This is a genomic window from Chloroflexota bacterium (assembly GCA_026710945.1).
Classification (GTDB): Bacteria; Chloroflexota; UBA11872; order VXOZ01; family VXOZ01; genus VXOZ01.
The window spans coordinates 189,878-214,913 of the sequence record JAPOQA010000054.1 but is presented as its reverse complement, the minus strand read 5'-3'; the positions used below and the strand labels follow the sequence as shown (position 1 = coordinate 214,913).

13 protein-coding genes, 1 tRNA gene, 1 rRNA gene and 1 other RNA gene are annotated in these 25,036 nt (G+C 58.5%); 15 read left to right on the top strand and 1 reads right to left on the bottom strand.

The window, feature by feature from the left end:
• The 13 genes from OXE05_11295 to OXE05_11235 all read left to right on the top strand — a co-directional run.
• Positions 1 to 92 (top strand): 16S ribosomal RNA (locus OXE05_11295); the annotation flags it as partial.
• Between the two features lie 288 nt (positions 93 to 380).
• On the top strand, positions 381 to 1,253 hold the full coding sequence (locus OXE05_11290; GenBank protein MCY4437903.1) for a hypothetical protein: 873 nt from the start codon (positions 381 to 383) through the stop codon (positions 1,251 to 1,253).
• 132 nt (positions 1,254 to 1,385) lie between these two features.
• A complete protein-coding gene (locus tag OXE05_11285) occupies positions 1,386 to 2,546 on the top strand; it encodes a class I SAM-dependent methyltransferase (protein ID MCY4437902.1) in 1,161 nt (386 codons plus the stop codon).
• 103 nt (positions 2,547 to 2,649) lie between these two features.
• The gene (locus tag OXE05_11280) at positions 2,650 to 3,528 is read left to right on the top strand and encodes an ABC transporter ATP-binding protein (protein ID MCY4437901.1); all 879 of its coding nucleotides are present in this window, start codon (positions 2,650 to 2,652) and stop codon (positions 3,526 to 3,528) included.
• The gene (locus OXE05_11275; GenBank protein ID MCY4437900.1) at positions 3,528 to 4,340 is read left to right on the top strand and encodes an ABC transporter permease; all 813 of its coding nucleotides are present in this window, start codon (positions 3,528 to 3,530) and stop codon (positions 4,338 to 4,340) included. Before OXE05_11280 ends, OXE05_11275 begins: the two co-directional genes overlap by 1 nt.
• Positions 4,341 to 4,379: 39 nt before the next feature.
• Positions 4,380 to 5,930, top strand: coding sequence for a class I adenylate-forming enzyme family protein (locus tag OXE05_11270; protein MCY4437899.1), 1,551 nt, complete (start codon positions 4,380 to 4,382; stop codon positions 5,928 to 5,930).
• Between the two features lie 244 nt (positions 5,931 to 6,174).
• An RNA gene (gene rnpB, locus OXE05_11265) (RNase P RNA component class A) lies at positions 6,175 to 6,500 on the top strand.
• 55 nt (positions 6,501 to 6,555) lie between these two features.
• A tRNA-Met gene (locus tag OXE05_11260) sits at positions 6,556 to 6,630 on the top strand.
• Positions 6,631 to 6,692: 62 nt separating this feature from the next.
• The gene (locus OXE05_11255; protein MCY4437898.1) at positions 6,693 to 7,115 is read left to right on the top strand and encodes a hypothetical protein; all 423 of its coding nucleotides are present in this window, start codon (positions 6,693 to 6,695) and stop codon (positions 7,113 to 7,115) included.
• A 39-nt stretch (positions 7,116 to 7,154) separates the two neighbouring features.
• On the top strand, positions 7,155 to 7,619 hold the full coding sequence (locus tag OXE05_11250; protein ID MCY4437897.1) for a nucleoside 2-deoxyribosyltransferase: 465 nt from the start codon (positions 7,155 to 7,157) through the stop codon (positions 7,617 to 7,619).
• Between the two features lie 113 nt (positions 7,620 to 7,732).
• Positions 7,733 to 9,007: a sulfite oxidase gene (locus OXE05_11245; protein ID MCY4437896.1), complete on the top strand. Its 1,275-nt coding sequence runs from the start codon at positions 7,733 to 7,735 to the stop codon at positions 9,005 to 9,007.
• Positions 9,008 to 9,143: 136 nt separating this feature from the next.
• Entirely contained in the window at positions 9,144 to 10,160 is a 1,017-nt protein-coding gene (locus tag OXE05_11240; protein ID MCY4437895.1) for an ABC transporter ATP-binding protein, read from the top strand.
• 33 nt (positions 10,161 to 10,193) lie between these two features.
• On the top strand, positions 10,194 to 10,964 hold the full coding sequence (locus tag OXE05_11235; GenBank protein MCY4437894.1) for an ABC transporter permease: 771 nt from the start codon (positions 10,194 to 10,196) through the stop codon (positions 10,962 to 10,964).
• Positions 10,965 to 11,136: 172 nt separating this feature from the next.
• Here the strand turns inward: OXE05_11235 and OXE05_11230 are convergent, their stop codons facing one another.
• Positions 11,137 to 12,288, bottom strand: coding sequence for an iron-containing alcohol dehydrogenase (locus tag OXE05_11230; GenBank protein MCY4437893.1), 1,152 nt, complete (start codon positions 12,286 to 12,288; stop codon positions 11,137 to 11,139).
• Between the two features lie 343 nt (positions 12,289 to 12,631).
• Between OXE05_11230 and OXE05_11225 the strand changes: the two genes are divergently transcribed.
• Together OXE05_11225 and OXE05_11220 are read left to right on the top strand one after the other, a co-directional pair.
• Positions 12,632 to 14,029, top strand: a complete 1,398-nt coding sequence (locus tag OXE05_11225; GenBank protein MCY4437892.1) for an extracellular solute-binding protein — start codon at positions 12,632 to 12,634, stop codon at positions 14,027 to 14,029.
• Positions 14,030 to 14,537: 508 nt separating this feature from the next.
• On the top strand, positions 14,538 to 24,962 hold the full coding sequence (locus OXE05_11220; GenBank protein ID MCY4437891.1) for an SDR family NAD(P)-dependent oxidoreductase: 10,425 nt from the start codon (positions 14,538 to 14,540) through the stop codon (positions 24,960 to 24,962).
• Positions 24,963 to 25,036 lie beyond the last annotated feature (74 nt).

Below are 25,036 nucleotides of genomic sequence, written 5' to 3'. Positions count from 1 at the left end.
CGGGGACGCGCGTCGTGAGGGTGGGGCTGATGATGGGGGTGAAGTCGTAACAAGGTAGCCGTAGCGGAAGCTGCGGCTGGATCACCTCCTTTCTAGGGTTTTTTACCCATTCCCGCCTATCCCTTGTTCACATACTCTCTCCTACCAACACCCCCCTTCATCACCCTCCACCTGCTAAAATAGCCTTCCCCTATATCCTCATTCAGTGCCTGCCTCATTTACGGTCTTTCTTGTGCCGTGTCCGGCCCAGAGAAGTTGAGCCATTGATGAAGCCGTTCGGCCTTCGTATCCTCGCCTACGATCCCTTCTTAAGTATCCCTTTTAAATCATTTATCAGCATCATCAGATTTCTTAATCATTAAATCCTTGACATCTACAATATGATGCTGTTACTCTTCAGAAAGTACTCTGATTCCAGTATAGAAGGAGTTCTCATAGCTGCTGTTACAGTTCCTGAACCACCGCGCTCGGTACTTGCCGAGGTTGATCTTGAGGGGGAATTGAATGGGTATAGCTTAGATGGATCTGCTTTGGCCTGGTACGATGCGCCCACAAATGTAAATGGGGGAGTGATAGATTGGCAAGACGTTCCTGAGCTTGGTAATGCTATGATGGCGGCAAGCAAGTATTCCATACTTTCTATTAATTTCTGCATATACTCTAGGTCGATCAACGGCGCTGTCAATCTATTCAGCGTGATAGGATTGCCGCATCACGCTGAAGTAGACTATACGCTAGTCCATCCTGACGGGAGCGTTATCGGTCAATACCAGCAATCATCACACTTCGAGATGGCTAAGCCTTGGCATCCTGGAGAAACTATGATGAAGAGAGGCAAATCAACTGTAACGGGGCATTTTGAAGGAGATTTGCCGAAGCGCATAGAAACGTCCCCAGGCTATTCCATCTTCTTAAGCCAGTCTGATAGAGGGTTGGTACATGGAATATACGGGCAGACTATGTTCTGCGAAAATGGCGAATACTTCTATGAGTTAGTTAGGCGTCGATACATGTTTGACAACGATAACTCGCTTCCCTTCGATGAAATATGGAACTTCAAGTTCCTACGTGATCACTGGGAGGTGAAGGACGATCGCCGAATCATGGAGTATAGAGCAACTTCCTACTATACACCTGCAGAGGCTCAACATGGTCACATCGATGAGTTTGATCGAGCGTTTTCGGATGCTCTACAGGAAGAAGGGATCTCAATTCCTCAGCGGGAAGTTGCTGTTCCTGTGTTTGGAACCTAAGACCTGCCTACCGTAGTCTCTTCCAACAAAACAGAAGTGGCTGGGGGTTTACCTATGCGCCTCGTGCTGGAATTCCGGCGCGAGGCGTATGCTTTGAGTTCGTAACTGATGTCTCATCTATAGGTGGCGGTTGTGGTTCAGGCATACATACAAAGATACGTAAATCGTCTGAATATGCAGGGAGTAATATTCTCGTCCGCAATGGAAAAAGCTCTCTGTACTGTGCAAATTCATAAGCTAATCGACGATTTCTACCTGGCCAACTGTGGCAAGTATCGGAGAGCAAGACTGGATCGCCTGGCACCTGATTTTGAACATCTCAGAGCGATCTATTCTGGAGGTCCTATCATTGTGTCAGATGATACAGGGGCTCCAAGACGTACGCTCGCGGCTGAATTTGTCACATTTATGATTGAGAGTCTTGAGCTTCAAAGTGGGATGAACGTGCTTCACATCGGTACAAACACTGGTTACGAGGCGGCACTGCTCTCAGAGATTGTCGAAAGTCAATTGAAGGTAGTCACGGTAGGCGTCAACAGGAACTTGGTGGAGGGCATAACCAACCGTCTAGCGGAGGAAGGCTACGGAGACATTGAAGTTCTTCATTTGGATGGGTTCTACGGAAGAACTGCTAAAGCGCCATTCGACAGAATTTTGGTGACCGTCGGATGTACGGACATTTCACCGCATTGGATTACTCAGTTGGGTATCCATGGTTATCTGCTCGTCCCAATGTATTTTGGGGGATGGTATTCCCTTTTGAAAGTATGGCGGGAGTCTGACAAAGTCCTAGGCCGCGTGGTCGGTTCGGTTGGCGCAGCGATCGAACAGATTGAGGGTGAGGGGCAACTCTATAGCGAGGACATCAGGGGGCTCCGGTTCAAGCAGCTCGATGAAAGAGTATGTGAGTGGCCCCTTTGGGATGGAATAGTGGAGGATAGACTAGAGAGACTGAGAGATTTCTGGTTTTACGTGGGTTTGCGATCAGGGCAGTGTTGTCTAATAAATCTTAGACAAGGCCGTCAAGTAGTCGCAAGCGGCATAGGTCTCGATATGGAAGGAAAAGGGTGGGCTGCCATAACGTCCGGGGTCTACCGCCTAGTTGGTCATGAAGTTGCAATTGAGGAATTAAGCAAGCTCTACACAGAATGGCGTGACCTTGAGATGCCACAGATGGCAGAATTCAGAATAGAAATCGTTGGCGGAACGAGGGATAGAGCTATCAAGGCAAAGCCACACTGGATCGTAGATCGACCATTACACAACTATATCATTTCATTAGACGAAACATAGCAATGGTTTCGATTCATGCTCGTCTAAAGGGCAGGTTAGCAAGGTCGAGTCTAACCAGGTGTTTTTTGCCCATTTTACTAATAGCGTTGGGATTTTATTCTCTATGCAAGCACCACCCGTTGAAATCAAGCAGATCAGCAAGCGCTACAAGAACGGCACCTGGGCGAATCGAGAGCTTTCGCTAACCGTTGAACCCGGCGAGTTGCTGGGCATCCTTGGTCCCAACGGCGCGGGCAAGACCACACTCGTGCGGCAGATCACCACTGAGCTGATACCGACCTCAGGCGAAGTCTGTGTCTTTGGGATCGATGCGGTGGCCCACTACAATGAGGCTAAGGGCTATATGGGCGTCATGCCGCAAGAGGCCCAAGTCTACTACAAGCTATCGGTACGCCACCACCTGCGTATCTTCGGTAAATTACGCGGCCTCTCTGCCCGGATGGCGTCACGCCGGGCCGATGAATTGATAGCCGACCTGCGGCTTGAGGAGCACCGGGATAAGCCCGCCGAAGAGTTGTCCGGAGGCCTGAAGCGTCGCCTCCTCGTCGGCATCGCCGCGCTGGTTGACCCTCCGCTCATGGTCTTGGATGAGCCCAGCGCAGGCCTCGATCCCGAGGCGCGCCACGACTTGTGGGAACTGCTGCTTGGCTACAAGCGCAAGGGCACGACCGTTCTGCTCACGACCCACAACATGGAGGAGGCCGAAGTCTTGTGCGACCGGGTTGGCATCATCCAAGACGGCACGTTGTTGGCTCTCGATACTGTAGACAATCTCAAGGCCGGACATGGGTTCGAATTCAAGATTACATTCGACACGGAGGACAAGACCGAGACTGTCTATGGCGCCACCGACCAAGAACTCGTCGCACAGGTGCAAGCCAAGGGCATCCGCCAGTACACCGTCTCCAGGACAACCCTAGAAGACGTTTATCTCGGTCTCACGCGCAATAAACGTCCACTGGACGAAGAGGCTGCAACCTAATGGATGATTCGCCACGGCAAACCGAGGGCTGGGTAAACCCAGACCCTAACGCTACTCGGGGCCACTATCGGACCAGAGGCTTCACAAAGTTCATGTCCGATGTCGTCTCGGTCTTCGAGCTTAATTTCATACCTATTATGCGTCAGTGGTATCTGATCGTGCTGGCGGCAGCCGCCTTCCCAATTCCGTGGTTCTACGTAACCAAAGCGATTGCGCCTGACGATCCGGCCGTGGTGCGCCGCCTGCTCGCCGGCACGTTGGTTTTCGGTGTGGCTTTTTCCATCGGCATGCTCGTCGGACAGAACGCGGTCGCGCAACGATTCATGGGTTACCTCAAGCTGCTCATTACGATGCCGGTGTCAAAAGGCGCGTACATCCTCGGCTCACTGGCCTATTCATCCATATCCGGCGTCATAACGGTTGTGATGCTGCTTGGCTTCGGGGTCGCGGCCGGCGTGGATATAAGCATCACTTGGGGTCTCGTACCCTGCCTTGTCTTGACGGTTCTGACGATGGCTGGCTTAACCATTTTCGTCGTCAGCTTCGCCCCCACGCTGCAGGCCGGTAACATCAGCGCCTCTCTGTTGGCGATCGTGCTTGCGGCCTTGTCGCCCGTTTACTTCACGATGGAGCAAGCGCCCTTGCTGCTAAAGGCGCTGGGCTACATTTCGCCGCTACGCTATGCCGCTGATGGGATCACGAAGTCGTTGTCCGGTCGCACCGATGTTGTGGTCGAACTCGCTGTACTGGCAGGCTTCGCGCTAGTATGCATAGCGCTGGGGCTCTGGCGTCTGCCGTGGCGAGAAGACTAGCGGCGTAATAGCCCGAAGCAACAGAAACGAGGTGAGGCGATGAGGGCAGAGGCTATGAGGACACTCCCGGATGTAGTTCGTATGCGAGCGGCCACTCATCCTGACGAACTTGCCGTAATTGTGGATGGAGGCGAGGCAGTAACTTACGCCGAATTGGACAAGCGATCAAATGCAGTTGCTCGTGGACTGATCGAACGTGGTGTCAGAAAAGGTGATCGAATCGGTCTGCGATTTGACAATCTAAATTGGATCGATTGTTCAGTGGCATACTTTGGAGTGCAGAAGACAGGCGGAATCGCCGTGCACCTTCGAAGCGAGGGGGCTGTTGAGGATGTCAATTACAGGCTCGACCACTCTCAGGCCAGTGGCGTTATTTGTTTGCCCGAGTTGGCGCCAATTGGCTTTTCAGGGTGGATAAGTAGTCTTGATGAGCTAGAGAACGGACATCGACAAGAGCCATTCAAGAGTTCGGTCGTGCCAGACGACATATGTCATATCCTCTATACCTCTGGAACCACAGGACCACCCAAGGCCATCGCATGCTCTCATGGCAACGCCAGCTATCCCTGCCGCTATTACTACTCTCACCCTCCGGACCCAGAATTCAATGATATAGAACACCCAGTGGCCATCGTGACTATAGGGTTAGAAACAGCCGGGACTCTAATAATGCTGCACCCTTTCCTCATGCTGCCGGGAACTCTGCCACGACGTTCCATTATCATGCGTGAGTTTGATCCTGAACGTTTCTGTGCCCTCATAGAGGAGCATAGAGCTCATTTTACAGACCTGATTCCGACCATGGCACAGCAAGTACTCCTATCGGGGGCCTATGAACGTTACGATGTTTCATCATTGAGGCGCATCTTCCTCGGGTCCCTTAGAACACCCCCCGCACTACTTCCGCGGCTCCAAGCCGCATTCCCCCAAGCGCTGCTTACTATCAGATATGGCACGAATGAAGCTTCGCTTCCCGGGATTAGGGTGACCTATGATCCAGCACGCCCGTTTCCAAGCGGCCTACTTGGGCGTCCCGTGGGCATAGCAGATTCTCAAGGGTGCGTGGTTGGCAGAGAAGAAGTACGCATTTCAGACGATAATGGTCTGGAAGCACCTCCTAATCAAGAAGGAGAGATTTGGCTGAGGTGCGTCGGCTTTCCTCGGCGCTGGTATTTTCGTGATCCGAAACGCACGGCGCAGGTATTTCTTGAAGACGGTTGGATACGAACAGGAGATTTGGGGTTCGTTAATGAGAATGGAAATCTTTACCTACTTGACCGTTCGGAAGACAATATACGCAGAGGTACTCAGGGATTCTCGTCATTAGAAGTGGAGGACGTGCTGTACGAACATCCAGCCGTCGCTGAAGCGGCGGTATTTTCAGTGCCAGATGATGTTCTTGGTGAGGAAGTAGCAGCAGCGATCGTGCTTCGGACTCCTGCTACGGCTGAAGAACTCCAGCGCTTTGCTCGTGAGAGATTATTCGCATACAAAGTTCCGAGGAAGATATTCTTTTTTGATCATCTGCCTCGTAACGCGAGTGGGAAAGTGCTTAAAAGACTACTTCGCAAGCAGGTACCTAGAGCGTAAACATCGATTGCCGAATAGCAGGTCCAAATTAATCTCAAGGCTGGCCAAAACAGGAGGGTGCTGCGACCCTCCCGCATGACAGGCCCCCTGTCGATAGGGACTCGTCGGTGGGAGTGGCTTCCAAACAACTTGGTCAGGCCAAGCCGCCCGATGGCCTTTCTCCGTTTCTCACACCGAACTGTGGTGCTAACCGTAGCATCGCCCGGTTGTGTGGTGAGGCATGCCGTGCTATACTGCCTAATGCTGAGTAGACTAGACAGCCGCGCAGAGTCCACACTTCACGTTGTGGACAGAGTGAGGAAAGTCCCCACTCCAGAGAGCAGGGTAGCGGGTAACACCCGTCCGCCGTGAGGCGAGGAATAGGGCCACAGAGACTACGGCCGGTTGCCATCGTTACATGCGATTGCGACCGGAGTGAAAAGGGTAACCTCTACCTGGAGCAAGGCCAAGAGAGGGACGTTGAGGCGGCTCGCGGAGTCCCGGGTAGGCCGCAAAGAGGCGCGGCGCAAGCTGCGGCCCAAGATAGATGGCTGTCCGCGACAGAATGGGGCTTATCGGTCTACTCAACACGCACCAGAGATGTGTACTCATCTGCGATGCGGACGCATTTACAGTGCGTATGTGACGCGGGGTGGAGCAGTGGCAGCTCGTCAGGCTCATAACCTGAAGGTCGAGGGTTCGAATCCCTCCCCCGCTACCAAATTGCCAGCTTCTTCAAACCATGTGCTCGGTTGTGTCTCTATGCTGTAGGGAGGGTTCAGCATGGCTGCGCTCAAGCGTTTGGCAGGCGTTTACTTGCTCGTGGTAGGTGCTGCAGTTACCTTGCACTTCCTCGCCACCCAGTTCTACGATCCAACCTGGTCCGATGCGTCACTTCCGGTTTGGCAAGTATTGAATCCACTTCAGATCATTGGCGTGATCGCAGTCCTTCTCATAGCGATCGAACGCAAGCGCAATGCTGGTGCTGAAGGGAGCGACTCGCCGGTTACTCGGAGGTACTTGGAGGCCAACGTACTCTTCTTTTGCGCGGCAGCAGTGCTCATCGCACACCTGTGGAACTGGTTTGGCGTGCAGTGGTCGGATCCGGTTAATAGCGATACCCAGCTCTGGATCATCATCGACATAGCGCTTGCGCTGATGTTCATTCCTACGTCGATATCGCTTCTGCTCGATCCGTCCGAATAGGATCGTTGCCGCAGTCACTCTCGGCGAAAGAGGCGCGCATTGGCAAAAACCGTCTACCTCGCCAATCCTTATGGGTTCTCTGACCAGCAGAAAGCCTTGCTGCTTCCTCCGTTGATTTCCGCGCTGGAGAGTCTCGATCTGGAAGTGTGGGAGCCTTTCGAGCGCAACAACCAGGTGGACTTTTCGGCGCCCGGTTGGGCGTATCAAATCGGCCAGGCGGACTACCGTGACGTTGCGGCGGCTGATGCCATCTTTGCCGTCGTCAATGGCGTTCCCCCGGATGATGGCGTAATGGTCGAGTTAGGCATGGCCATTGCATTGGGCAAGCCGACGTTTCTCTTCCGGGATGATCTGCGCACCGCGACCGACAGCGGCATGTACCCCTTGAACCTCATGCTCTTCACGGGCCTACCCGAAGAGGGGTGGCAGGACTACTATTACACTGCGATCGAGGAACTCGCCTCGCCGCAAAAGGCGCTCGCCAGGTGGGCACGAGACCCGTAACGCGGAATGCACCTACACTTGCTCTGCCCCCGTGCATGGGGGTCTTTTCTTGTCGCCGCCCGTGCCGGCGCGTAGATTGCCAGATGTGAAAATCACTCTCAACGAGAAGCTCAATGATGCAATCAGTTTCTGAACTGCCGGATTGGCTTACTTCACTGGCCCGGGAACGAGGCGTCGACCGCCGTACGCTCCTGCATCTGTTGGGAACCGGAGGACTGGCAGCGGTCCTCATGGCGTGCGCTGAGATTCGCGTCCCCGCTGACGCTGAGCACGCGCCGGAAGAGTCTACACGTTCAATAGAGGGTTCATCCAACGCAGCTTCGGACAAACCAGCGGCCTATTTCAAAGAAACAGCGCCCTTTCTCAGGCATGGGGAGAATGGCTTGGAGTCCCGCCTGGAGAACATGCAGGGATTCATAACACCAAGCCGCCTATTCTTCGTACGCAACAACTCTGCCAGTATCGACGTCAACGTTGACGGCTGGCGGCTCTCCGTAGAAGGCGATGCGGTGACCCGCCCACGGGAATTCTCTTTCAAAGACATCCAGCGCCTGCCCAGTAGGACGGTGATTTCCTATCTCGAGTGCGCCGGTAACCAGCGGGCAATGTTCGATCTGGTGATGGGACAGGCGGCCCAGGGCACCCAATGGATGACCGGCGCCGTAGGGAACGGCGTTTGGACCGGTGTTTCCCTGGGGAACGTGCTTGAGTTGGCGGGGGTCACGTCAGACGCAGTCAGTGTGCTGCTCATCGGTCTGGACACTGAGTCGCCGGAGGAAGGCTGGCGCCGTGCCCTGCCAATTGAGAAGGCTCGGGACCCCGACACTCTGCTGGCCTACGGTTTGAACGGTGAAGACTTGCCCCAGGACCACGGTTATCCGCTGCGGGCGCTCGTGCCCGGTTGGGTGGGAAGTGCCAGCGTCAAGTGGCTGAGCCGCATTGTAGTCTCTGCTAGCCAATTCTGGACGCGTAACAACACGACCTCCTACGTGCTCATAGGCGACGCGTATCCAGGTGAGGGAGAAGCGCTGGGCAAAGTGCTCACCACCCAGGTGATCAAGAGCGCACTGGCGCTCCCGTGGCCTGCTGAATTGGACGCAGGGCCGCACCGTTTGCACGGGTACGCGCACTCGCCGTTTGGCGCGATAGCACGCGTGGACTGGAGTGTCGATGCCGGCGCAACCTGGAATGAGACCAGGGTACTTGAACCGCAGATCCAGCACTCTTGGGCGCGTTTCGAATTCGCCTGGGATGCGCAGGCAGGAGCGCACACCCTCATGACCCGGGCGACGGACACGGCCGGGAATACCCAGCCTGACAAGACTCCCTTCAATGAGAAGGGCTATCTCTTCAACCAACCGCTGCCCCATCCGATTTCGGTCAAGTAATCGGCCACGCTTAGCCCGATGCACCGTTCAACCGGCAGAGTCTGGGTCTTCCTCGACTTGGAGTGTGATGGCACAAGACGGTACAGTGGTTAAAGAGACGGGGCGAAATTACGCGATCACATTGAGGAGCACGCACTTGAAAACCCCTGGACTTGCTGTCGAGGCAACGGAACTGACCAAAGTTTACCGCAATGGCGTGCTGGCAAATGACCGACTGGACGTTGCCGTGCCTCGCGGCCAAGTTTACGGCTTGCTCGGCCCAAACGGCGCAGGCAAGAGCACATTCGTCCAGCAGGTCATGGGTCTCGTTCGGCCTACCTCGGGGAACGTCTGGGTATTTGGCGTAGACGCGGAGCAGGATCCTGAGCGCGTCAAGCGCATGATTGGCTATTTGCCGCAGACGTCGTTTGCAATGCGCGACTTGCTGGGGGAAGAAGCCATTTATTTTACCGGACGTCTCAAGGGTCTCCCGCACAAGGAGGCACTTCGCCAGCGAGACGTGTATATCGAGCAGTTTGAGGTCGATGAAATCCGGCGCAAGCCGATAAACCAGCTCTCAGGCGGCATGCAACGCATGACGGGCTTCATCATGGCCCTGCTTGGCAGCCCGCCGCTGCTGGTGCTCGACGAACCGACGAACGATCTCGATCCGTTGCGGCGTCGGGCAGTTTGGGATGCTATCCGCCGGGCAGTAGTCTATGATGGCGCCGCCTGTCTCTTGGTAACGCATAACGTGCTCGAAGCCGAGCGGGTAGTGGACAAGGTTGCCCTAATCGACGAAGGTCGCGTACTCGCCGAGGGTACGCCCGGCGCAATGAAGGGCCGCCTGGGCGATACAATCCGACTCGAACTCTGGCTGCGGGACGGCGCTGCGCTCTCTCGAGCCCAGGAAGAAAAACTGAGCACTCTCGGCGCGCTGCATCTCCCCCGACCGCAGCACGTACTCTTGCGGGTGCCGCAAGCGCGGGTAGGGCAGACCATAGACCAGGTCTTGGCTGAAATCGGCGCCGATGCGGTGGAGGACTTTCGCTTGGCAACGGCTTCTCTCGAGGACGTCTACGTAGAGGTTGTCGGTCGATCCCTGGAAGACACGGAGGGTGAAGAACCGGCAGAAGTGTCCGAGCCGGACCCTGTGGGCGCTGAACGGTTGTAGTGTGAAAGCATCATTATGACAAGCACTAGCAGTATGCAACTACATGCGGCGTGGACGAGCCTGAAGCACTTCTGGCAAAACTACGTTCATTTGTCTGCCGTGATCATATTGGAATTTCGGCAGTGGCTGACGATGATTCTCTCTATTTCAGTACTGCTCAATCTTGGTATGGTCTTTGCATTTTCATTTATCTCCGGATCGCGGGAACCGGAGTTAGGCCGGTACTTTGTATCAGGCGCAGCCGTTATGTCGCTGGTCACGCTAGGGATCATGATGGTGGCCCAAGACATGGCCCAATCAAGGCGCAACGGCGCCATTCTTTACTACGCTTCGCTGCCCATCAGCAAGACGGCCTTCATCTTGGCGGTGGTCACCGGCAACGGCATGGCCGCCATTCCCGGCATGATAATTACGCTGCTGGTGGGTAGCTGGTATTTTGGCTTTCCGCTGGCATTCAACCCGCTCATATTCGCTGTCGTACCGCTCAGCGCCATTTCGCTCGCGGGCGTGGGTGCCGCGATCGGCCTGGGAATCCCCAACTGGCGCGTCGCAGGCCTTGTGGCGCAAGCAACGATGTTCTTCATCATGTTCTTTGCGCCGGTAATGATTCCCTTCGACCGCCTTCCCGCCATCCTGCAGTACACCGGCATGGTCTTGCCGCCAACCTACGCCGCCCAGGCCTTTCGCGCCGCCCTGCAGCCGGAAATCACTGCCACCTTGCTGAGAGACTTGGCAATCTTGGCAGTCTTCGGCTTGGGCTCGTTGGCTATCGTCGCACGCTCTCTCAAGTGGCGGCTTGAATAGACTTCGTGCCATTCCAATTTCAAGGCGCGCGAGGGAAAGACAGTCGTCGTAGGGCCAACTGAGATGGTTTAGTACGCGCGCCGCCTTTCCACTTACGGCAATTGGATTGGCGTGGCAAGATTCCTTGGCAGTCACGGTGGGCAGGCTGGCAGCACTCTAAAGTGAGATGTCCCTACAGCGCCTTGTAGAGAATCTGTAGGATGTCATCTTCGGTCACTTTGCGTGGATTGATGCCGACGTTGCGGCTGCGGAAGGTGTCCTTGACAATGGCATCGAAGTGCTCGTCGGTTACACCCGTTTCACCCATCGATGCAGGAATGCCAATGTCGGACTCCAAATCTCTGATCGCGTCGATAGCCGCGAGTGCGGCTTCTCGTTCGGTTTGACCGGGAAAGGTCGCATCGAATTCGCGGGCCACTGCCGCCAATTGCGGTTCACAGCCAATGCGGTTGAAGTCGAGGCAGTGGGGGAGCAGGAGCGCATTGCTCAGCCCGTGCGGCAGGTGATGGTACGCGCCGACGGGATGGGCCATGGCGTGGACGATGCCAAGTCGTGAGTGGGCAAAGCCTATGCCTGCGATGCAGGCAGCCGCCTGCATCTCGCCAATGGCAGCCATGTCGCCGCTGTTGGCAACCGCGGCGCGGAGGTTCCGGCTGATTAGATGAATCGCGTGGAGATTGAAGGCATTGGTAAAGGGAGTCGAAAGCGGCGACGTCATGCCCTCCACCGCGTGGGTCAGGGCATCCATGCCCGAATGCGCCACGACATGAGGCGGCAACGTGGTCAGCATGGCGGGATCGAGAAAGGCTATGCGGGGCGCCAGACGCGTGCTCAGGATGGACATCTTGAACTGCTGGCTGGGTAGGGTAATCACTGCGGCAAACGTGACCTCGGAGCCGGTCCCTACAGTGGTTGGCACAGCGTAGAGCGGCGGCAGGTCGTTCTCAAATGCGTCAAAGCCCTCGTAATCGGCCACCGCGCCGCCATTAGAGACTACGACACCAGCGGCCTTGGCCACGTCCAACGAACTGCCGCCACCGACTGCCAGCAGACCGTCACAGCCGGCCTCTTGATAGGCTAAAACTACGGCCTCCACGATGCTCTCTTCCGGGTCGGCTTGCACCTCAGCGAAGATTGCATGTGCTATCCCGGCATCTTGCAGCGATTGGGTAACCGGAGCGAGCAAGCCGGCGTTTACGATGCCTTGGTCCGTGACGACGAGAACACACGTGTGATTTTGCGCCGCAAGCGCGGGGCCAATCTCTGCTATGGTCCCAGTGCCGCTGAGCACCTGGGTAGACACTTGAAAGGCGTGAACCGCCATATGTACGCGCTCCTCTTGCTGCAATGCAAAATGCTGGCATGAGTGTAGCAGGGCGATTTCGACGTGGCAAACAGCCGGTCAGATCGCCCACGGTCGTGGGGTGCCCGGAAGTGCCGTTCACTTGAGCTCTTCAAGTATGTGCAGTTCGGAGCGGCACAACGTTGCACGTCGATGCAGTCCGCCCGCAACGCCCTGGCATCCAATCCAAGACTTGGGGCTGCTTGACTAACCCGCGAATGCTTATGTATATTGCTCACAAGGCAGCTATGGCGGCAAAGCGTGTGTACGCCGCCGGGGTAGTCTTGGTTCGTATCAAAGCACCACCTTGAAGAGGGAGAGGACTATGCGAATTTCGCACATGACTCGACGTAGTTTGCTGGCTTCCGGCGCTACGATTGGCGCACTTGGCTTGCTGGCAGCCTGCGGACAAGTAGAGACACAGACCGGCGAGATGGACGGCGACCAGCCGAAGGCTGCGGAGCCGGCTGCGGAAGCAGGGCCAAAGACAGAGGAAGTCAAGCTTAGCGTGCAGGACGGCGGCCGCTGGCAGCCATGGGCGGAAGGCATCCTGAACGAACGCTTTCAAGCGAAGTATCCCAACGGCGAAGTGGTCTTTACGCCCCGTACGGGGGGACAAGCCCATACCTTTGTGGAACTTTCGGTTGGCTTGGCCGCCGGCCAGATGCCCGATCTCTTCAAGATGGGGCAGGCAATTGCGCCTTCAATCTACATGGCGGGGCTGTCAGTACCGCTCAACCCCTACTTTGCCACCTGGGGCATGGAGCCGGACTTCCTGCCCAGCACGCTGGATACCGTTCGCGTCAAAGGGCAATTGCAGGGCATGCCCATGATGGCGGCCAATCGCTCGTACTGGCTCCGAGATGACCACATGTCCGAGGCCGGTTTGACGCCGCCAACCGCGTGGACCATGGATGATCAGGCCGATTTTGCCACCACCATGACAAAGTGGAAAGTATTGGGTAAAGAAGTCGAGCGCTATGGGTTCAGCCCTGGCAATCTCGGTCGTGATCCCGAGGAAGCCGAATTGAACGGCATTGTCGAGTCGAACGGCGTGCAATGGGTCACCAATGGTAAGGCATCCGGGTTCGTCAACAGCCCTGAAGCTATCGCGGGACTGGAATTCCAATTGCGCCGCAAGCGGGGCTTCAATCCTCATGGCTCGTCCTACGTCGGGCCGGAATTCAGTGGCTACGGTGCGGGCTTTGCCGGCGGCTATGTCTCCATGATTTGGGGTAACGCCGCCATCGGCCGCCGCGTTGCAACAGATGCCCCGGAAAACGTCGACGAAATCTACGTCGCGCCGGAGCCCATGGGCGACCAGCGGGCCGTCAGCCTTTCCTTCAACGACTGGCTGGGTATGGGCGCCGCCACCAAGAACCCAGACGTCACATGGGATCTCTTGCTCACGGTACATGAAGACGACGTGCTCATCGCCTATGACGAGTTGACGTTCTTCTTGCCGCCGCGTGTGTCGGTGGCTGCCAAGGCTCCCTACGTGCAGGAAAACGCTTTCTTGTCCGGCTTGTTGAACAATCTGCAGAGTGTAGGTCTTGGTCGCCAGCCAATCCCAGGTTGGGATAGAATGCGCCCCATCATTTTGGAAGAGTTGGCGAAAGCCGGCGCTGGTGAACTCGACGCCCGTGACGCGCTCGATAACGTTGCCGCTCGTTGGGACGTCGTGCTCCAAGAGCCGGCCATCCAGGAATTCTACAACGAGTAAATTGAATTCTAGGTTAGCTTCGGACCAAGCTAAGCACACACGAGCCGGTTCTGCGAAAGAACCGGCTCGTGTGACTCTCTGGTTGGTCCATCCCGTGGCATTGCCTAGTACGAAACTGGGGACAGGCAATCCATCACCTTACACGCAGATGAGCACTGGCAAGCTGGCCTGCGGCCTGGAGCCACATGCCGTTGCATGATCGGGCACGTAGGAGGATAGTTTGTCCGACGGTAGCTGCAGCCGCTCATCGTTGAGTTCGCTTGAACCATACAACCGCACCGCGATTGACTCTCGGTTGCATCGCGGAAATTGTCGTGTTCGTTGCGAGCCCTGCCTCGCTCCAAACCCTGCCGCGTCTCGGCATGCCGGCCGGTGTATTATGGACTCTAGGTATTCGCACCGTTTCCGTTGGGGCGCATACCAAGAATGGCTAGCCTCAGACGGCCACATGCAGAGACGAGGATGCGCTCTCGCCCACACTGCTGCCCAAGAATGAAAGAGGTTGACAATGACGTCAGCTTGGAAAGGCGATGTTTCCGTGAGCACGAGTTCTCCCCTGGAAGACTCGCAACCCTGTCTGCGCCATTCTGCAGAACCGATAGCAATTGTCGGCATGGCGTGCCGGTTTCCGCAAGCGCCAGATGTGGCGGCATTCTGGGATCTGCTGGCAGCGGGCAAGACTGCGGTTATTCAAGGCGTGCCGGGGTCCGGTGCAGGACGTGTGGGCCAACTCTTCCCGGACGCCGCGGTACAGAACGAGGCGTGTCTCTTTGGGGCGTATCTTGACGAAGTCGACCAGTTTGACGCCGAGTTCTTCCGCATTTCGCCAGTCGAGGCCCAACTGCTGGACCCGCAACAGCGGCTCATGCTGGAAACGAGCTGGCGGGCCCTCGAAGACGCCGGCATCGATCCGGAAAGTCTTAAGGGCAGCCGCACCGGCGTATTCGCGGGCATCAGCAACATGGAATACCGCGACCTCGTCTTAGACTCCAGCCACACGGCTGAACCCGCGACAAGCCTCTACTCTGTCAGTGGCACCTCCTTCAACACCGCCATCGGCCGCGTTTGCTTTGCACTGGGCCTGCAGGGTCCGGCAATTGCTCTGGATACCGCCTGTTCGTCTTCTCTGGTAGCAATCCATCAAGCGGTGGTCGGCTTACAGAGACGCGAAGCGAACCTGGCTCTTGCCGGCGGCGTGCACACGATACTGTCCGGCCGATTGCTGGAACTGCGCGGCAACGCCGGCATGTTGGCGCCCGATGGACAATGCAAGACATTCGACGCGGCGGCAAACGGGTACGTGCGCGGTGAAGGGTGCGGCCTCATTGTACTCAAGCGACTCAGCGACGCCGAAGCGGACGGCGACCGCATTTGGGCGGTCATCCGAGGTTCGGCCATCAACCAGGACGGCGCGAGCCAAGGACTGACCGTGCCAAACGGTGAAGCGCAGGAAAGCGTGATTGCCGATGCGTTGCTGAGCGCCGGAATTTCGCCTACGGAGGTGGATTATGTAGAGACCCATGGCACAGGTACGCCGGTGGGCGATCCCATCGAGGCGCAAGCGACCGGCGCCGCCTATGGGATCGGGCGCGATCCAGGCCAGCCGTTGCTCATTGGCTCCGTAAAGACGAACGTGGGCCACCTGGAATCCGCGGCAGGCGTGGCCGGAGTCTTGAAGGTAGTCCTGGCGATGAACCACGGTGTCATACCCAAGCATCGCAACTTCAGCACCCCAAACCCAGAAATCGATTGGGGAAATCTCCCGTTGCACGTAGCCTCGGAGCCTACGGCCTGGCCGCGCAATGCAGACCGCCTGCCACTCGCCGGCGTGAGCGGGTTTGGCTGGTCGGGAACTAACGCCCACGTCATCGTGGAGGGTTACGCCGAACTCGATGCCGCGTCCGCCGGCACAGACACCCAGGCCTGGCCGACAGGCGCTCCCTACCCGATTGCGCCGGCGCTGCCACATGACGTCGCCGAGCCGACTCGAGCGGAAGATCTCACCCCACGCCAGACACGGCTGCTGCCAGTTTCCGGCAAGACCAACCAAGCGCTCAAGGATGCGGCAGGCCGCTATCTCGAGTGGCTCGCTACGCAGTCTACAGAGCTTGCTTCAAGTGAACCGGCCGTGAACCCGTTGCTCTCCGACTTGGCGTGGACTGCGGGCATTGGGCGCAGCCACTTCTCGCACCGCGCGGCGCTGCCTTTCCGCGATATTGCTTCACTGCGCGAGCAGCTAGGGCAGGTGGTGGACTCACCGCCGGGTACGGAGAATGCCACCCCACGCAAGATTGCGTTTATGTACACCGGACAAGGTAGCCAGTGGCTTGGTATGGGAGAGACCCTGTACGACAGTGAGCCGGTGTTCCGGGCGGTCTTGAACCGTTGTGAGGCGGTGTTTCGGGAAGAGCGGTCGGCGTCTTTGCTCGACGTCATGTTTGGAAAACCTGAGGCGGTCGGGGACTTGAATGACACCGCCTGGGCGCAACCGGCCATCTACGCGCTGGAGTGCGGCTTGACGGCACTCTGGGCCAGTGTCGGCATCTACCCCAGCGTAGTAATCGGACACAGTCTTGGCGAATTTGCCGCCGCGCACGCTGCCGGTGTGTTTAGTTTGGAAGCCGGCATGCGCTTTGTGTCCAGGCGTGGCGCATCGCTGGCGACGCTGGCCGATGCAGGGGCAATGGCGGCCATTTTTGCCACCGAGGCGCAGGTGATTGCCGCGATGGAAGAGGTAAATGCCGCGGCCGACGGCGCTGAGGTGAGCATCGCGGCCTATAACGGAGCACACCAAGTTGTCAGCGGCCCGGTGTCTAGCGTTGAAGCGATTATGGACCGCTTCGAATCGCAAGACGTCCGCGTGCGGCGCTTGAACACAAGCCAGGCGTTTCACAGCGCTTTGGTGGAACCCGCTTTGGACGATATCGAAGCCGCCCTGGAAGACATCGAAGTTGCGTCGCCGTCAGTTGATTTGATCAGCAATGTCAGCGGCCGGTTGGTGGCGCCGGGGGAGTACCTCGACGGGGCGTACTGGCGTCGGCACATGCGCCGTCCGGTGGCATTCAGGCAAGGTGTTGCAACGCTCGCCGAATTAGGCGTAGATTTGGTGATCGAGCTTGGCCCACACGCCGTGTTAGGACCCATGGCGACAATGGCCTGGCCAGAATCACCGGCAGGAAAGGTGGACGAGGGCCCGGCAGTGATCGCCAGTTTGCGCCGACCCGACAGGGAAAGTTCCACGCGGGAACCTGAGTCCAGCTTTGTAGACGCAGTCGCCGCGGGCTATGCGGCGGGTCTTGAAATCTCCTGGCAAGGCCTGTTTGCAGGTGAGAGTCGCTGCCGCATTTCGTTGCCGGACTATCCCTTCCAGCGCCGCCGTCATTGGGTTGATAGGCCGACACGCCGCCGGTCCGGCACAGACCATCCCCTATTGGGTTCACGTCATGAATCGCCACGCGGCGAAATCCATTTCGAGACTGATATATCGGCTGCCGATCCAGCATGGTTAGACGACCACCTCGTGTTTGGCCGCCACGTCGTGCCGGCAGCGCTCTGCGGAGCCATGGCGGTGTCGGCGGCTTGGCCGGACAGTGAAGGCACTGTAGTCGTTGAGGATTTCCAGCTCCACAATCCAATAGTCTTGCCGGAGCGAGATCAAGAAGAGGATGCTGAGCCGCAGAGTCGGAAACTCCAGCTCGTGCTCAGCGAGAGCGAAACGCCGTCTGCCCAACGGGTTGAGGTGTTCAGCAAAGGCAGCGAAGAAGATGGGTGGACTCTGCACGTGGAAGGCCGGGTTGCCACCGGGGCACAACAAACCGGCGGGTCAATCGATGTGGAAGCCGTGAAGCAGGGCCTGGCAGCGGAAGATGTAACGGCGTTCTATCGTGCGAGGGCCGATGTTAATGTGAATCTCGGGCCGCAGTTTCGCACACTGCAGTGGCTCTGGGCCGGGGATGGCGAGGCCGTGGGCGAGATTTCCCTCTCTCCTGAGATTGAGCAAAGCACCGCAGAAGTGCACCCGATCGCGCTGGATGGCTGCTTTCAGGTAATGGCGGCCGCGCGCCGGCAGTCAGCAAGTGAAGATGGTGATGCATATCTGCCGTTCGGTTGGGAACGGCTGTGGCTTACGGAGCAGCTACCAAACCGGCTCATCTGCCATGCGCGCATGCGAGAGAGAAATCGCGAGTCCGAGGCAGAAGGCGTTGCGGAAGCTACACCTGAAGTCATATCAGGTGATCTGCGCCTCTATACGCCGGAGGGGCGAGAGATTGGGGGATTGGACGGCTACACCGTCAAGCGCGCCACGCGCGCCGCGCTGCTGTCGGCTACTGAAAACGTAGAAGACCTCCTGTACGAAGTAGTCTGGCGAGACCGACCCCTGCCGCAAGGAATGCCGTCTGCGGACTTCCTCGCGAGTCCAACGGCTATCGCCGCCGATTCTAAGACTTTCCCGGAGTATCTGGCGGCTGAGGGCGTTGAAGCCGACGATAGGGACGCGTTGCTCTCCGACTTGGAACACCTATCGTGGCGTTGCGCGCTCGCGGCCCTCGAAGAACTGGGGTGGGAGCGTGCAGTCGGCCAAGCGATAGACCCAGAGGCGCTGCGCCAAGAGTTGGGAGTCTTGGACGAGCATCGCAAGCTCTTCCGCCGCATGCTCGAAATGCAGGTGCTCGCCAGCGTCCTGGCGGAGTCTGGAGATGACTTTGTCGTGCAATTGGGTCCCGACGACCCGTTGCCGGATGAGGTGCCATGCGATCCTGACGCATTTTCCGTCCAGATGGAGTCACGCTACGCCCACGGCACCAACGAGGTCGGCCTCTTTCGGCGCAGCGCAGGCGCATTAGCCGACGTGCTGCGCGGCGAAGCAGACCCACTTACGCTTCTCTTTAGCAGCGGCGAACCGAGCGCAGCAGACTTGTACCGCAAAGCGCCCGTAGCGCGGGCCGCCAACAAGATGCTGAGCGACGCCGTTGCCGCGCTTCTCAGCGACATGCCGGCAGATCGGCGACTAAGGGTCATAGAAGTCGGCGCCGGTACCGGCTCGGCAACGGCTTCGGTGTTGCCGGAACTCCCGGAAGGTCGCTTTGACTACGTTTACACTGACATATCCGCAGGCTTCTTTGCGGAAGCCGAAGCGCGCTTCGGCGGCACGGAGGCCGCAATTGAATACCGGGTCTTGGACGTTGAGAAAGACCCGATAGCACAGGGGTTTGACCCCCATGGCTATGACCTGGTGGTTGCGTCCAACGTCCTGCACGCCACACGGTATCTGCGAGAGACTCTCGGCCATTGCCGGGAGCTGCTGGCGCCGTCCGGCCAGCTAATTGCCCTTGAGAATCTCCGCGGTCAAGGCTGGCTGGACCTGACGTTCGGTCAGTTGGACGGCTGGTGGCGTTTTGCCGACCACTACCGACCGCACCATGCCCTCGCGAGCCCGGAAATCTGGAGTCAGGCACTGCGCGACGCAGGCTTCGGGGAAGTGGAAGTCCTTGGTGTGGAACGGACTGAAACCGGCAGGGAACCTGACCGGGGCGTCATCCTGGCGCAGGGGCCTACTCAGGTCTTGGAGCCTGCAGGAGCCTGGGTATTGACTCCCGATCGCAACGGTTTCGCAGAAGAGCTAACGGCGGCGTTGGCGGCTCGCAATCAGACCGTAGTGCTGGCAAGCTGCGAGCAACAACCGGACGCGCAGCAGGCCGAGTCGGATTCCAAGATTATCCGCACGCCTGTCGCACTCTGTGATCGCGAATCTTGGCAAAATCTCTTCATGAGCCTACCCAGTGACGTACCGCTGGAGGGCGTAGTTCATCTCGCCGCTTTGGACGGCAGCGGTCCGGAAGCCACGACCGCAGAGCTGGCGGACGACGCACAGCATGCCACGGCGAGTGCGCTGGCAGTGGTGCAGGGCATGGGCGATGCAGACGTAACCCCAGGCAAGGGAACATGGTTCATCACACGTGGCGGTCAGGTGCTGGAAAAAGAGAGCAGCGGAGAACTCTTCGGAGCGGCGCTCTGGGGTTTCGGCAAAGTGGTTGCGCGCGAAGCGGGCGACTTGCAGCCGCGTATGCTCGACGTGGAACCGGGACGGGAAATTCCCATCGCCGACCTGGAAAATGAACTGCTGTATCCGGATTCCGAGAATCACGTTGCCTACCGTGGAGGTCTGCGCCAGGCGGCACGCCTCGAACGCATCGGTGCCGTGCCCGAGCGCTTGACGCTGCCCGATAACTCAAATTGGCTGCTGGAACCGGACGCAGGCGGTGCGCTGGAAGGCATCCATGTCGGGCCGTTCCCTGCCAGGCCTTTGCAGCCGCGGGAAGTGCGCGTAGCCGTCGATGCCACCGGGCTTAACTTCTGGGATGTCTTCCGCTCGCTTGCGCTCATCGACGAAGGTCTCCTGGGTGGCGAATTCTGCGGCCGGGTGCTTGAGGTCGCAACCGATGTTACATCTGTTGCGGTCGGTGACCGCATCGTCGGTCTCGCGTTTGGTACGTTTGGGCCTGAGGCGATAACGCGGGAAGAAATGGTTGCGCTGGCTCCGCCGGGCTACACGGCCACTGAACTTGCCACCATGCCAACGGTGTTTGTTTCGGCCGCGCTCGCGTATGACATTGCAGCATTGAGGGTTGGCGAGCGTGTGTTGATCCATGCTGGCGCCGGCGGCGTGGGATTGGCAGCCATCCAATTGGCGCAGGCCTTGGGCGCGGAAGTGCACACAACGGCGAGCGCACCCAAGCAAGCATATCTCCGCTCGCTGGGTGTTGAGCACATCTACGACAGCCGGCAAACAGACTTCGGCCGGCAAATCCTCGAAGCCACCAACGGCGAAGGTGTTCACGTCGTCTTGAATAGCCTGACGAGTGAGGGCTTCATCGAGTCGAGCTTATCCTGCCTTGCGCAAGGCGGCCGGTTCGTGGAATTGGCGCGCGTGGGCATTTACAGCGAAGAAGAGATGGCCGCGGCACGGCCGGATGTGGCCTACGACATCCTGGAATTGGATACGCTCAAGGAGCACGATCCGGCGCGCCCGGGAGACGCCTTGCGGCGCATGATGGCACAACTAGCTCGGCGTGAGATTACCCCGCTCATTCACAGCAGGTGGGCGCTCAATCAAGCCGGGGCCGCCATGGACTTCATGCGTTCTGCCCGTCACATCGGCAAGATCGTCTTTTCAGTCTCGCCAATAGAAACAGGAACGCTGCGCGACGACCGCACGTATCTCGTAACGGGCGGTCTCGGTGGAATCGGATGCGCTTTGGCCGGTTGGCTGGCTGAACGTGGCGCCGGAGCTATTGTGCTGAACGGACGGCGCGACCCTGATCCCGAAGCCGTCGCGGCCATCAACGCACTGCAAGCAAGTGGCGTTAACGTGCACGTGGAATTGGCCGACGTAACGGATGGCGATGCGGTCAACGCGATGTTAGCGCGCATCGATGCCACGCAGCCGCCGCTCGGAGGCATTATTCACAGCGTTGGCGTTCTGTCGGATGCAGCCCTCACCAACCAGAGTTGGGAGAGTTTTGAGAATGTGCTGTGGCCTAAGATGCTCGGCGCATGGCACCTGCATCGCGCGACACTGGACCGGGATCTTGACCTCTTTGTCCTCTTCTCCAGCGTGACCGGCGTGCTGGGAAACGCGGGCCAGGCGAACCACGGTGCGGCGAACGCATTCCTGGACCAACTTGCCGGCCACCGGCGGGCACGTGGTCTTGCGGGTCAATCGATTGCCTGGGGCGCGTGGTCGGGTCTCGGCGAGGCCGAGGAACAGCGAGAGCGCATTGCCAGGCAGTTGGAGGCGTCGGGAACGGGCTGGATGACCCCACAGCAAGGGCTGAAAGCCTTCGAAATGCTTATGCGGCAGGATGTCACAGCAGGCATGGTCGCGGCCGTAGACTGGGACGTTCTTTCGCAGAGTCACGAAGACGATCCGCCACTGTTCGAGAATGTCGTCACTACAACATCGGAGGGAGACGAAGAGTCGGCTGAGGCCCCACAAGACTTGATGTCTCGCCTGCGGAGTGCGAACGCAGCGGAGCGGGAACAGGTGCTCGCTTCATTCCTGCAAGAGGAACTTCAGGCGGTGATGCGGCTGCCAACGGAGCCCGCCTTGTCGGTTGAGTTTGCCGACCTCGGCATGGATTCGCTCATGGCTGTAGAGATGCGCAACCGCGTCAACCGCGGCTTTGCCGGAGAGTATGTGGCATCGAACACGGTAGTCTTCGACTATCCCAGCATCGCAGGCCTCGCCCGGCATCTGGCAACTGAGCTTGGGGATGGCGAGGAGTCTCCAGCGGCCGAATCTCTGCCCGCCCCAGAGCCGCCATCGATTGACGTCGCCGAAGATGGCATTGCCATTGTCGGCATGGCCTGCCGGATACCGGGTGCAGATGACCCTGAAGGCTTCTGGAGTCTCTTAGAAACAGGCCAGAACATGGTAACCGATGGGCGTCAAGACGCTGGCTCTTGGAGCGGCATAGCCGGGGATCCCGCGGCTGACAGAGCTGCCTATCGGCACGGGGCATACCTGCAGGGGATAGACGAGTTTGATTCTCGTTTCTTCAAGATTGCCCCGATTGAAGCACAGATGATGGATCCACAACAGCGGCTTCTGCTGGAAACCTCCTGGCAGGCTTTCGAAGATGCCGGCATAGATCCCGAAAGTCTGCGGGGGAGTCGCACCGGCGTCTATGCCGGTATTGGCGGCAGCGAGTACCGCAGAGTAATCACGGAGAGCGGTAGGGACGACGACTATCTGGGAACTGCCGGTGGCGTGGCGGTGGGGCGGGTCGCCTTTACATTGGGGCTTGAGGGCCCGGCCGTTCCGATAGAACTGGCCTGTGCCGCTTCCTTGGTTGCGGTTCACCAGGCCGTAGCCGGTCTACAGCGCGGCGAAATCGATATGGCGCTGACCGGAGGGGTCAATGCGGTCCTTTCCCAGTCCGTTATGCGGTTTCTCGCGGATGCGGGGATGCTCTCGCTAAGCGGCCAGTGCTGGACGTTTGATGCCGCCGCGGATGGGTATGTGCGCGGCGAAGGGTGCGGCTTGGTGGTGTTGAAGCGCCTGAGCGAAGCCGAGGCGGACGGTGATCGCATCTGGGCCGTGATCCGCGGTACTGCCGTCAACCAGAACGGCGCCGGCTTGGGCCTGACACTGCCGAACGGTCCCGCCCAGGAACGCGCCATGAGAGAAGCACTGTCGCAGGCAGGCGTCGCGCCCGTCGAGATCGACTACGTCGAGGCACATGGCCCGGGTACTGCCGTCGGCGATGCGGTGGAACTGAACGCTGTGGCTAACGTCTATGGTCGAGACCGCGATGTCAATAACCCACTGCTCATTGGCTCTGTCAAGACGAATATCGGCCACCTGGAAGCGGCTGGGGGAATCGCAAGCCTCATGAAGACAGTGCTTGCAATGCAGCAAGGCGCCATTCCTCAACATCTCAACTTCCGAAACCCAAATCCCGATATCGATTGGGATCGCCTGCCGGTGCGCGTGACATCAGAGGCGGTCGCATGGCCGTCCGCGACCGATCGACCGCCTTTTGCGAGTGTGAATGTCTTTAGCATCTCAGGCGCGAACGCGCATGTCGTTGTCGAAGGCTGCCCCGCGCCCGATGAAGAGGAGAGCAGCGGGAACGGCAGGCGGTGGCCGGCGGGCACTCCGCGCTTGGTTGAGGTTGCGCTGCCCGATAGTGCGGACCTCGCCGAAACTTCAGATATGAACCTAGCACAACGCACCACGCGTCTGCTGCCTCTCTCCGGCAAGACCCACCAAGCACGGCGCCAGCTAGCGGAACGCTACTTAGCCTGGCTCGATGATACGTACGCAAACTCTGACCTCACAGATGCTTTAGAAGACTCCTTGCTTGCGGATATGGCGTGGACGGCCGGTGTAGGACGCAGTCACTTCTCGCAGCGCGCGGGATTGGCCTTTCAAACGTATGAGGAATTGCGAGAGAAGCTGAAGATGCTCGCTGCAGTACGTGAGGATTCCGACGAACCTGAACCGCAACCGGTCGCGAATACTGCCTTTGCCTTTGGCGGCTCGGTACATGGGGTGGCCGCCATGAGCAAGGCCCTCTATGAACGAGAACCTGTCGCCCGCGCAGTGCTGGACCGCTGCGATGCTATTCTCCGCGAGGAACGAGCATCCTCCATTTTGGACGTGTTGTTCGGTAAGAACGGTGATTCGGCTAGCGCCAACCACGATCCGGCTTGGTATCAGCCGGCAGCTTACGCTTTGGAGTGTGCGCTTACGGCGCTCTGGGCGAGTGTCGGAATTCGGCCGAGTGTAGTAACGGGGTGCGGCGTGGGCGAGCTCGCGTCGGCACAAGCCGCGGGAGCGCTCAGTCTTGAGGACGGCTTGCGCATCGCTGCCGAGTGGGGTGCGCAGATGGCGGGTGACTCTCTCAACGCGTCACAGCCAGATGTCTCACCTGGGCTGGGAGAGGCAATCGCGGCAGTAGCAATTGCACCGTCAATCACCATGGTGAGCGGCGCAACCGGACGGGTGGTAAACCCCGATAACCGGCCTGACGCGGCGTATTGGAACGAAAGCGCCGGCCCGCCTGCAGCAGCGGGCTGCGTCGAGGCTCTGGCTGAGTTGGGTGTCGACCTGCTCGTGTCAATCGAATTAGGCGCAGAGGGAGAGTCCCGGGTCGCTGAGCGGTGGCGGAGCCCGGCAGGAACAGTGACGTCCGACCGAAAGCTTGTCTACATTGAGTCATTGGCGCGCGCTGACAGTGAAGGATTGTCGCCGGCGCCTGACTGCCAATTCACCAGGGCCGTTGCGGACGCGTACGAAGCAGGACTCCAGGTCTCCTTTGCGGGACTGTTTGCCGGTGAGATGCGCAGACGCATCTCTCTGCCAAGCTATCCTTTCCAACGCCGCCGACATTGGGTAAATGCGCGCAATTCGGTAACGTCCAGCTAAGTCCAAGGCAAGCAAGGAGTGTGCATGCCACACTATTGGGTGCAGACGCGTAGAGTCAGCCCACGTGGGGCCCT